13 protein-coding genes are annotated in these 14010 nt (G+C 71.5%); 5 read left to right on the forward strand and 8 right to left on the reverse strand.

Going from position 1 to position 14010, the window contains the following annotated elements; all coding sequences use genetic code 11:
* Positions 1-167 precede the first annotated feature (167 nt).
* From ACGFYN_RS13510 to ACGFYN_RS13540, 7 genes are all read right to left on the reverse strand, one after another.
* The gene (locus tag ACGFYN_RS13510) at positions 168-1760 is read right to left on the reverse strand and encodes a dipeptide ABC transporter ATP-binding protein (protein WP_393865960.1); all 1593 of its coding nucleotides are present in this window, start codon (positions 1758-1760) and stop codon (positions 168-170) included.
* Positions 1757-2755 (reverse strand): ABC transporter permease, encoded by a 999-nt coding sequence (locus ACGFYN_RS13515; RefSeq protein ID WP_393865961.1) that lies wholly within the window; start codon positions 2753-2755, stop codon positions 1757-1759. Before ACGFYN_RS13515 ends, ACGFYN_RS13510 begins: the two co-directional genes overlap by 4 nt.
* On the reverse strand, positions 2752-3780 hold the full coding sequence (locus tag ACGFYN_RS13520) for an ABC transporter permease (RefSeq protein WP_393865962.1): 1029 nt from the start codon (positions 3778-3780) through the stop codon (positions 2752-2754). The genes ACGFYN_RS13515 and ACGFYN_RS13520 overlap by 4 nt, the downstream gene beginning before the upstream one ends.
* Positions 3781-3784: 4 nt before the next feature.
* A complete protein-coding gene (locus tag ACGFYN_RS13525) occupies positions 3785-5503 on the reverse strand; it encodes an ABC transporter substrate-binding protein (RefSeq protein WP_393865963.1) in 1719 nt (572 codons plus the stop codon).
* A 170-nt stretch (positions 5504-5673) separates the two neighbouring features.
* On the reverse strand, positions 5674-5766 hold the full coding sequence (locus ACGFYN_RS13530; RefSeq protein WP_393865964.1) for an Ms4533A family Cys-rich leader peptide: 93 nt from the start codon (positions 5764-5766) through the stop codon (positions 5674-5676).
* Between the two features lie 56 nt (positions 5767-5822).
* Entirely contained in the window at positions 5823-7085 is a 1263-nt protein-coding gene (locus ACGFYN_RS13535; protein WP_393865965.1) for a DUF3152 domain-containing protein, read from the reverse strand.
* Between the two features lie 8 nt (positions 7086-7093).
* Positions 7094-8119: an alpha/beta fold hydrolase gene (locus ACGFYN_RS13540; RefSeq protein WP_393865966.1), complete on the reverse strand. Its 1026-nt coding sequence runs from the start codon at positions 8117-8119 to the stop codon at positions 7094-7096.
* A 168-nt stretch (positions 8120-8287) separates the two neighbouring features.
* Between ACGFYN_RS13540 and ACGFYN_RS13545 the strand changes: the two genes are divergently transcribed.
* The 4 genes from ACGFYN_RS13545 (at position 8288) to ACGFYN_RS13560 (ending at position 10186) form a co-directional block, all read left to right on the forward strand.
* Positions 8288-8512: a hypothetical protein gene (locus tag ACGFYN_RS13545; protein WP_393865967.1), complete on the forward strand. Its 225-nt coding sequence runs from the start codon at positions 8288-8290 to the stop codon at positions 8510-8512.
* A gap of 206 nt (positions 8513-8718) precedes the next feature.
* Positions 8719-9363 carry a TetR/AcrR family transcriptional regulator gene (locus ACGFYN_RS13550; RefSeq protein ID WP_393865968.1) on the forward strand — a complete coding sequence of 215 codons (645 nt, stop codon included), beginning with the start codon at positions 8719-8721 and terminating at the stop codon, positions 9361-9363.
* 146 nt (positions 9364-9509) lie between these two features.
* Positions 9510-9737 carry a DUF3107 domain-containing protein gene (locus ACGFYN_RS13555; RefSeq protein WP_393865969.1) on the forward strand — a complete coding sequence of 76 codons (228 nt, stop codon included), beginning with the start codon at positions 9510-9512 and terminating at the stop codon, positions 9735-9737.
* A gap of 176 nt (positions 9738-9913) precedes the next feature.
* Entirely contained in the window at positions 9914-10186 is a 273-nt protein-coding gene (locus ACGFYN_RS13560) for a hypothetical protein (RefSeq protein WP_393865970.1), read from the forward strand.
* Positions 10187-10288: 102 nt separating this feature from the next.
* Here ACGFYN_RS13560 and ACGFYN_RS13565 read toward each other — a convergent pair whose 3' ends face one another.
* Positions 10289-11026 (reverse strand): ferritin-like fold-containing protein, encoded by a 738-nt coding sequence (locus ACGFYN_RS13565; RefSeq protein WP_393865971.1) that lies wholly within the window; start codon positions 11024-11026, stop codon positions 10289-10291.
* A gap of 470 nt (positions 11027-11496) precedes the next feature.
* Between ACGFYN_RS13565 and ACGFYN_RS13570 the strand changes: the two genes are divergently transcribed.
* Complete coding sequence (locus ACGFYN_RS13570) at positions 11497-13929, forward strand: DEAD/DEAH box helicase (RefSeq protein WP_393865972.1); 2433 nt, start codon at positions 11497-11499, stop codon at positions 13927-13929.
* The last annotated feature ends 81 nt before the right edge of the window (positions 13930-14010 follow it).

Consider the following 14010-nt stretch of genomic DNA (forward strand, 5'->3'; position numbering starts at 1 on the left):
CGCCCCCCCCGGGCCGCCGGGCGGCCCCCGGGGGGGGGGCGGGGGGGGGGGGGGGGGGGGGGGCGGCCGCCCCCCCCCCCCCCCCCCCACCAAAAGGGGTGAACGGTCGTAACTTTCCTGTGCGGTTCGCGTTCGATCGCGCTAAGAGATCATGCAGTCACGTTCCGTCAGGCTGCGGCCGGCTCCCGCCGTGCCGCCCTGCGGCTCGTGGCGACCTGCGGGTCGAGTGCCGGTACGGCGGCCAGGAGCTCCTTGGTGTACCGGTCCTGCGGGTTGTCGTACACCTCGTCGGCGGGGCCGGACTCCACGATCCGGCCGCGGCGCATCACCGCGACCCGGTCGCTGACCTGGCGGACGACGGCGAGGTCGTGCGCCACGAAGACCAGCGCCAGGCCGAGTTCACGCTGGAGTTCGCCGAGCAGAGCCACCACCTGGGCCTGCGTGGTCACGTCCAGCGCGGAGACGGGCTCGTCGCAGACGATGACGCGCGGATCGGCCGCGAGCGCTCGTGCGATGCCCACGCGCTGGCGCTGTCCGCCGCTGAACTCGTGCGGGTAGCGGTCGTAGTGCGCCCGTTCGAGTCCCACGCGCTCCAGCAGTTCCGACACGCGCCCCCGGATGCGCTTGTCGTCGCGCTCCCCACGCGCGCGGAGCGGGTCGGCTATCGACTCGCCCACACTGCGGCGGGGATTGAGGGAGGAGACGGGGTCCTGGAAGACCATCTGGACGGCCGGACGCACACCCACGCGCGCGTGCCCGTCGTGCCGGACCTCTCCGGACGTCGGCTCCAGCAGCCCGACCAGCATCCGGCCGAGCGTCGTCTTGCCGCTGCCGCTCTCGCCGACGACGCCGAGCGTCTCGCCGCGGTGGATCGTCAGCGACACGTCGTCCACGGCCGTGAACGCCCGCTTTCCGCGCCCGAACTCACGTCGCAGGCCCTTCGCCTCCAGCACGACCTCGCCGGACACCTCCGAGGGGGTGCGCGGCGCGTCCACGCGCGGGACGGCGCCGAGGAGTTCGCGTGTGTACGGCTCGGCGGGCGAGGCCAGCACGGCGGCGACCGGCCCGTGTTCCACCACGCGCCCGTGCCGCATGACCAGCACCTCGTCGGCGCTCTCGGCGGCCACGCCCACGTCGTGCGTGACGAGCAGCAGCCCCATGCCGGTCTCCTCGCGCAGCGTGTGCAGCAGGTCGAGGATCTGGGCCTGCACGGTGACGTCGAGCGCGGTGGTCGGCTCGTCGGCGATCAGCAGCTCGGGCTCGCACGCGAGGGCCATGGCGATGAGCGCGCGCTGGCGCATACCGCCGCTGAACTCGTGCGGACGGGAGCGGGAGCGGCGCCGAGCGTCCGGAATTCCCACCCGGTCGAGCACCTCCACCGCACGCGCGCGTGCCGCCCGCCGTGAGGCGCGCGTGTGCACGCGGTAGACCTCGGCGATCTGGTCGCCGATCGCGTAGTACGGGTCGAGGGAGGACAGCGGGTCCTGGAAGACCATGGCGGCCTTCCCGCCGCGCAGCCGCCGCAACTCCTCGTCGGACGCCTGCCGTACGTCGGTGCCGGCGACCTCGATCGAGCCGCCGACCCGCGCGCCCGTGCCGCGGTGCAGGCCCAGCAGGGCCGAGGCGACCGTGGACTTGCCCGAGCCGGACTCGCCGACCAGGGCCAGGGCGCCGCCCCGCGCCAGGGCGAACGACAGTCCGCCGACGGCCCTGAGGTCGCCGAACTCGACGGTCAGATCGGTGACTTGGACGAGACTCATGTCAGTACCACCCGTCGGTCGGCCACCGCGTACAGGACGTCCGCGACGGCGTTGGCGAGGACCACGAAGAAGCCGATCACCAGGACCATGCCGACGACGACGGGCAGGTCGACCACGTCGACGGCGTGGACCAGTTCCTGTCCGATGCCGGGGAGGCCGAAGAGGGTCTCGGTGAGGACGGCTCCGCCGATCGCCGAGCCGACGTTGTTGGCGTTCAGGGCGATCACGGGCGCCAGGGCGCCCCGCAGCGCGTGCCGTCCCACGATCGTCCGCTCGGCGACGCCGTAGGCCCGGAAGGTGCGGATGTGGTCCTCCGCGAGCGTCTCCAGCATCGACGCCCTGGTCAGCCGGGCGAACGCGGCGGCCTCGATCAGGGCGAGCGAGAGCCAGGGCAGCAGCAGGTTCCACGCCCACTGCTCGGGGTCGTCGGTGAGCTTCACGTACTGCGGGAAGGGCAGCAGCCGCAGTTCGCCGCAGACGACGATCATCAGCACCAGGCCGATGACGAAGACCGGGGTGGCCCAGCCCGCCAGGGTCAGGGCGGTCAGCACCCGCTCGGTGAACCGGCCGCGCCGCCAGGCGGAGAGCACACCGGTGCCGACGCCGAGGACCAGCCACAGGACCATCGCGCCGAGCACCAGGGAGAGGCTCACCGGGAGCTTGGTCAGGATGATGTCCATGACCTGGCGGTCGGTCTGGTACGAGAGCCCGAGGCAGGGAGCCGGGCAGTGCTCCACCGAAGTGCCCGTGGAGTAGTCCTGGCCGGCGAACAGGCCCTGCAGGAAGTGCCAGTAGCGCACGTACAGGGGGTCGTCGAGCCTGAGTTGCTGCGCCACCTGGTGTACCTGCTCCGGGGAGCAGCGCGGGCCGCAGGTGATCTGGGCGACGTTGCCGGGGGTGGCGTAGAAGACGACGTAGACGATGACGGAGATGGCCAGCAGGGTCACGACGGTGCCGAGGGAGCGCCGGACCAGGAAGCCTCCGAAGCCGTTCATGCGGATCCCTCCTTCGCGCCGGCTCCGGCGTCCTTCGCGCCCGCCCTGGCCTCCCGCCTGCGGCCCGTTCCGACGCTCAGCCGTGACGCGGCGCGGGGGTCGAGGGCGGTGCGGACGCCGTCTCCGAGGACGGTCAGCGCGAGCACGGTGACGAACAGCGCGCCCGCCGGGAGCAGCAGGTACTGCGGCGCCGCCTGGTACCAGACGTCGGCGGCGGTGAGCATCTGCCCCCAGGACGGTGTCGGCGGCTTCACACCGACACCGAGGAACGACAGGGCGGCCTCGACGCTGATGTTGACCGGCATGAGGATCGCGGCGTACGTGATGACCGGCGCGGCGAGCCCGGGCAGCAGCTCCCTGCGGGCGACACGCCAGGTGCCCCAGCCGCTGAGCCGGGCGGCGGAGACGTAGTCGAGCCCCTTCAGCGTGAGCGTCTGGGCCCGCACGATCTTCGCGATGTTGCCCCAGGCGATGAACCCGATGACCAACGTGACCAGGACGGGGCGCGGGAAGCTCGACGGGACGATCGCGAGCAGCGCCAACGACATGATCATCAACGGCATGGCGACGAAGATGTCCGTGACCCGGCTCAACAGTTGATCAACCCATCCGGTGCCGATCGCGGACGCGATGCCGATCACCACGCCCAGGAAGACCTGGATCACGGTGGCCGCCAGCGCGACGCCCAGGGAGACCCTCGCCCCGTAGACGAGCCGGGCGAACAGGTCTCGCCCGGTCTGCGGTTCGACGCCCAGCCAGTGGTCCGCGCCGACGCCCCCGAAGGAGCCGATCGGCACGCCTCCGCGCGCGGAGTCGACGAGCGAGGGGTGGTACGTGGTCGGGTCCTGGCCTTCGAGGGCGGTGAGCAGCGGCGCTGTCAGCGCGACCAGGACGAGCAGCACGACGAGGGACGCCGCGACGAGGGCGGCGCGCTGCGTGCGCAGCCGCCGCCAGAACTGAACGGCCCCCGAGGTCCTCGAGGCGGACGCCTCGGGGACCTGGGCGGCGACAAGTGCTTCGCTCACGGCGCTACTTCACCGAGACCTGCGAGATGTCCAGCACGCCGGTCCAGTCGCTGATCACGACGTTCTTGATGTCGCTGCCGACCAGGCGCTTGTAGACGGGGTGGAACAGCGGCACGGTCAGGGCCTGCTCGCCGATCTTCTTGTCCAGCGCACCCCACCTCTTGGCGGCGGCGTCAAGATCGGTCAACTTGTTGATCGCGTCAATCTCGTCATTGACCGACTTGTCGTTCAGCAGGCCGTTGTTGAAGTTCGCGCCGTCCTTGACGATCTGGCGGCCGTCGAAGATCGGGGCGAGGAAGGGACCGCCGGAGGGCCAGTCGGCACCCCAGTGGGCGAGGAAGAACCCGGGCTCGGTCTTCACGCTGTGGATCTTGTCCCGGTAGTCGTTGTCCTCCAGGCCCTGCAGCCTGACCGTGATGCCGGTCTTCTTGAGCGCGTCCTGGATCGCGGTCGCGATCTCGGGGCTGGTCTCGAAGTCCTTGGCGTTGGAGTGGGTCAGCGTGATGGAGAGGCCGTTCTTGTACCCCGCCTGGGCCAGCAGCTCCTTGGCCTTGGCGGCGTTGCCCGTCCCGCCCGCCGGAAAGAGGTCGTAGGGCGTGTAGCCGAAGGACTTCTGGTTCGGCAGGAAGGTGGTGGCCGACTCGGCGAGCGCGGAGCCGCCGGCCGCGTTGATCACGGACGAGCGATCGACGGCGTACGAGATCGCCTGCCGCACCCTGACGTCGTTGAACGGCTTGACCGCCGGGTTGAACGCTATGTAGTTCGTGTAGCCGAAGTGGCCTGTGCCCACGCGCGCGGCCAGCTCCTTGTCGCCGGTCACCTTGGCGAGCTCTGCCGGGCCGAGGTTGGTGTCGGTCGTGACCGCGGTCGCGTCCGCGCCCTGGGACGCGGACAGCCGCTGGTTGATCACGGAGGAGTCCAGCCCCGACCGTACGTCGACCTTGTCCGGGTAGGCCTTGCGCTCGGCGTCCGTGGCGGCCGACCAGTAGGTGTTCCGCTCCAGGAGCAGGTGCTCCCCGTCGTTCTCGTTCTTGACGACCTTGTACGGGCCGGACGAGACCGGGTGCTCCTCGTACTTGGTGCCCGTGTCCTTGCTCTTCGGGACGGGCGTGAACTGCGTCTGCGTGGCGAGGTACGGGAACTCGCCCTCGGGCTTGTCGAGGTGGAAGACGATGGTCCGGCTGTCCGGCGTCTCGATCGCCGACAGGCCCTTCTTGTCCTTGTACGGCCCCTGGTAGTCGGCCGCGCCGACCAGCCAGTCCCTCAAGTAGGGGGCACCGCCGGACAGTTCGGCGGCGAAGGAGCGCTCGATGCCGTACTTGATGTCGGCGGACGTGATCGGGGTGCCGTCCTCGTACTTGAGGCCCTTCTTCAGGGTGTACGTCCACACGGTCGCGTCCTTGCTGGGGCGCCCGGTGTCGGTGGCGAGGTCCGGGACGACCTTGGCGCCGGCCGCGCCGTTCTCGCGGTTGCGGGTGGTGAGCGTACGGAAGACCAGGGACGGGACGTTGCCGCCGCCGGAGGTGTACAGGCGCGCGGGGTCGAAGTCCGTCTGCGCCTCGGAGTTCAGGACCGTGAGAGTGCCGCCCTTGTGGGGCGTGGAGTCGCCGCCGGCGCCCTTGGCATCGTTGTCCTTCGGCCCGCAGGCGGCGGCGCCCGCTGCCAGAACCAGGCCTACGGATGCCGCGGCCACGCGGCGCGCTGTGACGGACGGTTGGCGCATCGGAATGACGACCTCTCGAATGATGAGACGGAATGACGAGGAGTGAGACAGAAGTGCGCAGACGTCTGCTCGGGCGTCAGGTCGTCGAAAGCGACTGCCGCAGTGGCACGGCACAAGGCCGTGTCAGGGCAGGAGGAGAGGATCGCGACGCGAACGCCCGAGGGCGGACGTCAGCGACAGTCGATGTCGGCCACGCAGAGCGCGGTCACGCCGATGAGCGCCAGCTCGATGGCTGCGCGTACGGAGACGTGATCGGTCGACATGCCCAGAAATATGAATCAACTTTCTGCGCATGTCAACGTGACTTCCCAGGCGCCCGTCAACTCCTGGGATAGGGCCAGGGGTTGGGCAGGCAGTGGATGCCGTCGTGGTCGAGGAACTTGGTCTGCTGCTGCATCACCGGCGCGAGCTGGCCGTTCTTGGTGCAGGTCACATGGCCGTGGCCGAGGCGGTGGCCGACCTCGTGGTTGATCAGCATCTGCCGGTAGGCGTGAATTTGATCACCGTAGGTCTTCGACCCCTGGGCCCATCTGTATGCGTTGATCATCACTCGCTCGGTGGAGGCCGAGTCGCAGGAGACGTTGTCCTCGGTGGTGTCGAGGCCGGACTTGGCGCACCACTTGGCGGTGGTCCCCGGGCTGGCGAGGGTGATCACGAAGTCGGGCTTTCCGGAGTCGACGCGCTCGAAGGTGCGGTCGCCGTCGTGGGCCCAGCTCCGGCTGTCGTTGAGCGTCGCCTGCACGGCCCGGGCGAAGAGTTCGCCGTCGAGACCGAGCCCCTGCTCGACGTCCACGCGGTAGGTGTACTTCTGGCCCTTGCCGGGCGCCTTGGCGCTCCCGGGGACCGCGGCGAACTTCCCTGACCCCTTGAGCGTCGCGCTGAGCGGGTACTTCTTCCCCATCGCCTGCGCGTACGTCAGTGTCGCCACGCTCGGCGAGGAGGACGGTGACGCCCCCGGGTCCCGGGCGTCCCGCGCCTGGCCGGTGGCCGACTGCGCACCGATGCCGCTGTCGTCGCGGCCGCCGGCGACCTGGCCGGCCACGACGACGGCGAGCACGGTGGTGACGGCGGCGGCCGCGATACCGGTGAACGTCCGCCCCTTGCCGCCCTTGGCCTGAGCCGGCACACCGGTCGGCGGCGCGTCCTCGTCGGCCTCGGAGGGGGCGCCGACGACCGGGCCGTGGTCCCGGTCGGTGACGGAGGCGTACGGATCCGGGGCGCGCCCGGACCCGCCGCCCCGGGGCGTGAAGACGTCGGCGTCCTCCTCGAAGGCGTCTACGTACTCCTGCCGCGGTCCAGCGGGCGGCGCCTTGCGCTGCCGCGGAATGGCCGCCCCGGACTGCCTCAACTCACCCCAGCCGCCGCCGGCTTCACGCTGCTCGGGGTGACCGCCGCGGACCCGGGGGGTGCCATGGGCGGGCGTACCGTCGACGGGACGGGGCACGCCGTGAGCGGGCGGGCCGTCGGAGAACTGCGGCACCCCGCGCGCGGGCGTGCCGTCCGCCCTCCCCGGCTCCTTGTGACCCGCGTCCCTGGCGTCGCCCTTCGCGGCATCGGCCCCGCGGCGGCTGTGACGTCCCACGTCGCCCCTCAGCTCCCCGCGCTGTTTGCTGCGGTCCCGCCGTCACCGGCCGACTCGTCGGACCGAAGGCTATCAATCAACTCGCCCCGCTCGGACAGGAGTTCGCAGAAGGCGCGGGCCACCGTGCCGGGATACTCCATCATCGCCACGTGCCCCGCCTCCGGCAGGGTGAGCAGGCGCGAGTCGGGGAAGGCGCGGGCCGCCTTACGGGCCATGCGGAAGCCGACGAGCTGGTCACGGCCGCCGTAGACGAGGAGGGTCGGGGCGAGGACGCGCTCCGCCTGGCGCCACAGGCCGTGCTGTCCGCCCAGTGTGTAGGCGTTGACGATGCCGCGCGCGGAACGCGTCATCGCGTCCCAGAGGTACGGCAGCTGCATCCGCCGCTCCATCTCCTCCACGGCGTTGCGGAAACCTTCCGGCGACACCCGGCCGGGGTCGCCGTAGCAGAGCGCCAGCACGCCGCGGACGCGCTCCTCCGCGGTCCATCCGACGGTGTACCGGGTGAAGAGGTTGGCCACTCCCGGCAGCGCCAGCAGCGCGGTCGGCACCGCGCTGCGCTGCACGAGGAGCTCCGGCAGCGCCGGCGACACCAGCGTCAGCGTCCGTACGAGGTCGGGCCTGAGCGCCGCGACGCGCGTGGTGACGGCGCCGCCGAGCGAGTTGCCGAGCAGATGCACGGGACCGCGCCCGGACGCGTCGAGAAAACGGATCACCGCGCGCGCGTGCCCGGTGATCGAGTAGTCGCCGTCGTCCGGCGGCGGCGAGTCGCCGAAGCCCGGCAGGTCGACGGCCTCACCGTCGACGACGCCCTCGAGCTCCTGCATCAGCGCCGACCAGTTCTGCGAGGAACCGCCGAGCCCGTGGACGTAGAGCGCGGGCGGCAGGCCCTCGCGCGCCGGTGGTCTCGACCGCACCGTGAGCGTGATGCCCGGCAGCCCGACCGACCTGAGCCGCTCGCCCTCCGCGACCCTGACGGGCGACACCTTCGGGAGCACGGTGGTCGCCGGAACGGACGGCAGCTCGGTCGAAGACATGCGGCAATGTTACGAGACGATCACGCAGTGGCTCATGTGTTCGCCGTCACAGATTGCACGCGCAGCACATAGCATCCGGATCCGGTGTCTCCTAGGCTCGTAACGAGGGCACCCGCTGTGGCACCTGCTTCTCGCACAGGGACGTTCGTAGGAAGGGAGCCCGTCATCATGGCCGTAGACCCCACCGACCCCGAGACGTTCGAGGACGACGGCGCACAGGAGCCCCGGGAGATCGACGTCGAAGCCCCTGAGAACGACGCGGCGGAGCAGTCCGCCGACCTGGCGGCAGACCGCGACGACCCGCTCGAGGACGTGGACCCGGCCACCGCGAACGAGGCCGACCTCGTCGAGCAGCACCGCGTCGTCTCCATCGACGAGGACGACTACCGCTGACGGGGGCGCACGGAAGCACCGGAGGGCGCCGCTGAGCTGGAACGAGGCGGTTCGCTGCCCGCTTCGGTCCGGTTTGAAACGAGCTGCATGGCTTTCGTCGCCGTCCGGTCCGTGAAATTCTGCGCTCGCACCGCGCACACCCGGGTTACTGAAAAGTACGATGGCGGCGCGGCGCACACCGCATGTGGACGAAATTGGGAGGCGGCGTGACAGCCATCGAGCAGACAGAGGCGGCACGCCCGCGGGGCACGCGCCTGCCGCGACGTGCCCGACGGAATCAGCTGCTGGGAGCCGCCCAGGAAGTCTTCGTGGCGCAGGGTTACCACGCGGCCGCCATGGACGACATCGCCGAGCGCGCCGGCGTCAGCAAGCCGGTGCTCTACCAGCACTTCCCGGGCAAGCTCGACCTCTACCTCGCACTGCTGGACCAGCACTGCGAGTCACTGATCGGGGCGGTGCGCAGCGCACTCGCGTCGACGACCGACAACAAGCAGCGCGTCCGCGCGACGATGGACGCCTATTTCGCGTACGTCGAGGACGACGGCGGCGCCTTCCGCCTGGTCTTCGAGTCGGACCTGACGAACGAGCCCGCGGTGCGCGAGCGGGTCGACAAGGTCACGAACGAGTGCGCGGAGGCGATCTGCGACGTCATCGCCGAGGACACCGGCCTCTCGCGCGCGGAGTCGATGCTGCTGGCCTCCGGGCTCGGCGGACTCGCGCAGGTGGTGGCCCGCTCCTGGCTGCACAGCGACCGCACGGTGCCGCGCGACCAGGCGGTGCAGCTGCTGGCCTCGCTGGCCTGGCGCGGTATCGCGGGTTTCCCGCTGCACGGCAGCGAACAGCACCACTGAAGGCCCCCTGACACGCATTTGTTCCCGCCCCGTGTTCGCTCCTGGCGTTCCGGGGCGGAGCGTGCGCGTCCCCTCACCGGGCTAATGTGTGCTGGGTACGGCGCGTAAAGGTCGCGCACTTCACTGACCGTCGGAGGGACATAGCCGTGGAGGTCAAGATCGGCGTGCAGCACGCGCCCCGCGAGATCGTTCTGGAGAGCGGTCAGAGCGCCGAGGAGGTCGAGCGCATCGTGGCCGAGGCGCTGGCCGGGAAGGCGCAGCTGCTGACCCTCGTGGACGAGCACGGCCGCAAGGTCCTCGTCCCGGCGGAGCGCCTCGCCTACGTCGAGCTCGGCGAGCCCGCCCCCCGCAAGGTGGGCTTCGGCGCGCTGTAATCACCGGATCAAGGCAGGGGCCCGGCGGTCGACGACCGCCGGGCCCCTGCCGTTCGCCCAAGATTCTTCTCTTCACATATGGAGCACAACGGACGCACAGAGGAGGATTGCATTCCGCAGGTCACGGGTATGACGGGCTACGACCGTGACGCGCAGTCTGGCCGTGGGAGGGCCCCATGTTGTTGATCGAAGCGCTCGGCTCCGCGCTGCTCGGTCTGGCGCTGGCGTGGGCTGCGAGCCACCGGCTGGCCCACCGTCTGCCCGCCCGTTCCCTCGTGCTGGCGACGGGCGCCGCGGGAGCCCTGTTCGGTGCCTTCGTCACCCACAGCGCCTTCGACCCCGGCAACATCCTGCTGAATCTTCTCGGCGCGGCGATCGTGTCCGCCGCCTCTCTCTCCCTGCTGGTGCGCCCGGCAGGGAGACTCCGCCGGCGCTCGGCGCCGGCGTGATCTCGACGAGGACCGACAGGACGGGCGGGACGACCGCGAAGCCCGGACCGACCGCGAAGCCCGGACCGACCGGGACGACCGCGGAGGCGGGGACCACAGGCGTTAGGCGGCGAGCCCCAGGGCGGCCATGCGCTTCGTGTGCGCCTCGGTGATCCGGGAGAACATCCGGCCGACCTCGGCGAGGTCGAACCCGTCCGCGACCCCGCCCACGAGCATCGTCGACAGCGCGTCCCGGTCCGCGACCACTCGCTGGGACTGCGACAGAGCCTCGCCCATGAGACGCCGGGCCCACAGAGCGAGACGGCCACCCACGCGCGGGTCGGCGTCGATCGCGGCGCGCACCTTCTCCACGGCGAAGCCGGCGTGCCCGGTGTCGTCCAGCACGGCCAGCACGAGCTCGCGCGAGTCCCCGTCCAGCCGGGCCGCGACCTCCCGGTAGAAGTCGCTGGCGATCGAGTCGCCGACGTACGCCTTGACGAGCCCCTCCAGCCAGTCCGAGGGCGCCGTCTGCCGGTGGAAGCCGTCCAGCGCGGCGACGAACGGCTCCATCGCGTGCGTGGGCTCCTCGCCGATCTCCGTGAGCCGGTCGCGCAGCCTCTCGAAGTGGTGGAACTCCGCCGACGCCATCTTGGCCAGTTCCGCCTTGTCGGCCAGCGTGGGCGCCAGCTTGGCGTCCTCCGCGAGCCGCTCGAACGCCGCGAGCTCGCCGTACGCGAGCGCACCGAGGAGATCGACGACCGCGGCCCGGTACTGCGGATCGGCGGAGGCCTTCGCCCAGTCCTGGGCGGCGACTCCGGTGTGCTCGGAGGGTGCGTCAGAGGTGTTGTCAGGCGTCGTCATGAAGCGCACAATAGTCCGCTTGCCGAGTGGCGGAAGTCCCTGGTCAATCAGTGTGATGACGGCTACGTGACCAAATCGGCCATCGTGTGTGCGGGATTCCGGGGTATGGTGGTAATGCGCCTGCCGAGTAGTCGACGGGCCGCACGTATGAGGATGCCCGGTCGGTGGCCCGATCGGCTCCGACCCGACAGCCCTCCCAGGCCGTACGGCACATTGCGTACGACGACCGGAGGGACACCTCAGCGGTACGAGCGCTAGAGCGTCGGCAGAGGTCCCGTGCCCTACGGCAAGATCGTAAGGCAGCCGACGTCCCCCGGCACGGTCCGTCTACGACCCCCGCGCTCGCCTCGCACCGCGTACACAGAAGAGGCAGCACCCTGACTACCACGTTCAGAGATCTCGGCATCCTTCCCGAGACCGCCGAGGCCCTCGAAGCCGTCGGCATCATCACCCCCTTCCCCATCCAGGAGATGACCCTCCCCGTCGCCCTCTCCGGCACGGACGTCATCGGCCAGGCCAAGACCGGCACCGGCAAGACGCTGGGCTTCGGCCTCCCGCTCCTCGAGCGCGTCACCGTCCCCGCGGACGTGGAGGCGGGCCGCGCGAAGCCCGAGGACCTCACCGACACCCCGCAGGCGCTCGTCGTCGTCCCGACCCGCGAGCTCTGCCAGCAGGTCACCAACGACCTGCTGACCGCGGGCAAGGTGCGCAACGTACGCGTCATCGCGATCTACGGCGGCCGGGCCTACGAGCCCCAGGTCGAGGCCCTGAAGAAGGGCGTCGACGTGGTCGTCGGCACCCCGGGCCGGCTCCTGGACCTCGCGGGCCAGAAGAAGCTCAACCTCAAGCATGTGAAGTCCCTCGTCCTCGACGAGGCCGACGAGATGCTCGACCTGGGCTTCCTGCCCGACGTCGAGAAGATCATCAACATGCTGCCGGTCCGGCGCCAGACCATGCTGTTCTCGGCGACCATGCCGGGCGCGGTCATCGGTCTCGCGCGCCGCTACATGTCGCAGCCCACGCACATCCGCGCCGCCGCGCCGGACGACGAGGGCAAGACGGTCGCGAACACCTCGCAGCACGTGTACCGCGCGCACAACATGGACAAGCCCGAGATGGTCGCGCGCATACTGCAGGCCGACGGCCGGGGACTGGTCATGGTCTTCTGCCGTACGAAGCGCACCGCGGCCGACCTCGCGGACCAGCTCAAGCAGCGCGGCTTCGCGGCCGGCGCGGTCCACGGCGACCTCGGCCAGGGCGCCCGCGAGCAGGCGCTGCGCGCCTTCCGCAACGGCAAGGTGGACGTCCTCGTCTGCACCGACGTCGCCGCCCGCGGCATCGACGTCGAGGGCGTGACGCACGTCATCAACTACCAGTCTCCCGAAGAGGAGAAGACGTACCTGCACCGCATCGGCCGCACCGGCCGCGCGGGCGCCAAGGGCATCGCGATCACGCTCGTCGACTGGGACGACATCCCGCGCTGGCAGCTGATCAACAAGGCGCTGGAGCTCAACTTCAACAACCCGCCGGAGACGTACTCCACGTCCCCGCACCTCTTCGAGGAACTCAACATCCCCGCGGGCACCAAGGGTGTCCTGCCGCGTGCCGAGCGCACGCGCGCGGGTCTCGACGCGGAGGAGCTGGAGGATCTCGGCGAGACCGGCGGCCGCGCTCGCGGCGGCCGGAACGGCCGAGGCGGACGGGGTGACCGGGGTGACCGGGCCGAGTCCCGGCCCGCCGAGCGTGAGCGCCAGGAGCGTACGCCGCGGCGCCGTCGCCGCACGCGCAGTGGTACGCCGATGGACGCGACCGCCGCTCCGGAGGCCGTGGCGGAGACCGCGTCCTCCGAGGAGACCGGTCCCCGCACCCTGCGCCGCCGTCGCCGTACCCGCGGTGGCGCGTCCGAGCAGGTGCCGCCGGCCACGGCCACCGCGCCCGAGGCCGCGCAAGCCGCCGTCACGGCGGCGGAGGGCCCTGCCCTGGACGCCCCCGAGGCTCCGGAGAAGCCGCGCCGCCGGCGCACCCGTAAGTCCGCGGAGGGCACGGCGGCCGTGGAGACGGTTGCCGAGCAGGCCGCTGAGGTCGTGAAGACCCTGGCCGTCGCGGAAGCCCCGGCGAGCGCGGCTGCCGCGGAGACGGCGGTCGACACCGCCGAGGCCGCGGAGGCGAAGCCCCGTCGTACGCGCAAGGCGGCCACCACCGCCGAGACCGCCGTCGACACGGCCGAGACAGTCGAGGCCAAGCCGCGCCGGACCCGCAAGACGGCAGCCACCGCCGAGATCCCGGCGCAGGTCGCCGGCGAGCCCGAGGCGAAGCCCCGTACGCGAACCCGCAAGGCCACCGCCGCGGAGACCGCCGTGGACACGGCAGAGGCCGTCGAGGCCAAGCCGCGCCGCACCCGCAAGACCGCCGCAACCTCGGAGAGCGCCGAGGCCGTCGAGGCCAAGCCCCGTACGCGGACCCGCAAGGCCGCCGCCGCGGAGACCGCCGTGGACACGGCAGAGGTCGCCGAGGCCAAGCCGCGCCGTACGCGCAAGGCCGCTGAAGCCGCCGTCGACACCGCGGAGGGCGTCGAGGCCAAGCCGCGGCGTACCCGCAAGACGACGGCCGCCGCCCCGGAAGCCGCCGCCGAGGAGGTCAAGCCCCGCCGCACGCGGAAGGCCGCGACCACCGCGGTCGACGCGGCCGAGGCCGCCGAGGCCAAGCCGCGCCGCACCCGCAAGACGGCCGCCGCCGCCGAGATCCCGGCGCAGGCCGCCGACGAGCCCGCGGTCAAGCCCCGGACCACCCGCGCCCGCAAGGCCACGGCAGCCGCCGAGGCCACCGCCGACGCGGCCGAGGCGAAGCCCAGGACGCGTCGCACGCGGAAGGCCACGGCCGCCGTGGAGACCGCGGAGAGCTGACCGCTCACTCGACCGACGGCCCGGCCCACCTCGTGTGGGCCGGGCCGTCGGCATTCCGGCGCCGGGACTGCGCCCGTCCCC

This window comes from Streptomyces sp. NPDC048419 (assembly GCF_043200415.1).
GTDB lineage: Bacteria > Actinomycetota > Actinomycetes > Streptomycetales > Streptomycetaceae > Streptomyces.

Bases quoted from the DNA above. Each gene is read 5' to 3' on its own strand.
- ACGFYN_RS13510 (WP_393865960.1), bottom strand. From the start codon at position 1,760: ATGAGTCTCGTCCAAGTCACCGATCTGACCGTCGAGTTCGGCGACCTC.
- ACGFYN_RS13515 (WP_393865961.1), bottom strand. From the start codon at position 2,755: ATGAACGGCTTCGGAGGCTTCCTGGTCCGGCGCTCCCTCGGCACCGTC.
- ACGFYN_RS13525 (WP_393865963.1), bottom strand. From the start codon at position 5,503: ATGCGCCAACCGTCCGTCACAGCGCGCCGCGTGGCCGCGGCATCCGTA.
- ACGFYN_RS13530 (WP_393865964.1), bottom strand. From the start codon at position 5,766: ATGTCGACCGATCACGTCTCCGTACGCGCAGCCATCGAGCTGGCGCTC.
- ACGFYN_RS13540 (WP_393865966.1), bottom strand. From the start codon at position 8,119: ATGTCTTCGACCGAGCTGCCGTCCGTTCCGGCGACCACCGTGCTCCCG.
- ACGFYN_RS13545 (WP_393865967.1), top strand. From the start codon at position 8,288: ATGGCCGTAGACCCCACCGACCCCGAGACGTTCGAGGACGACGGCGCA.
- ACGFYN_RS13560 (WP_393865970.1), top strand. From the start codon at position 9,914: ATGTTGTTGATCGAAGCGCTCGGCTCCGCGCTGCTCGGTCTGGCGCTG.
- ACGFYN_RS13565 (WP_393865971.1), bottom strand. From the start codon at position 11,026: ATGACGACGCCTGACAACACCTCTGACGCACCCTCCGAGCACACCGGA.
- ACGFYN_RS13570 (WP_393865972.1), top strand. From the start codon at position 11,497: ATGACCCTCCCCGTCGCCCTCTCCGGCACGGACGTCATCGGCCAGGCC.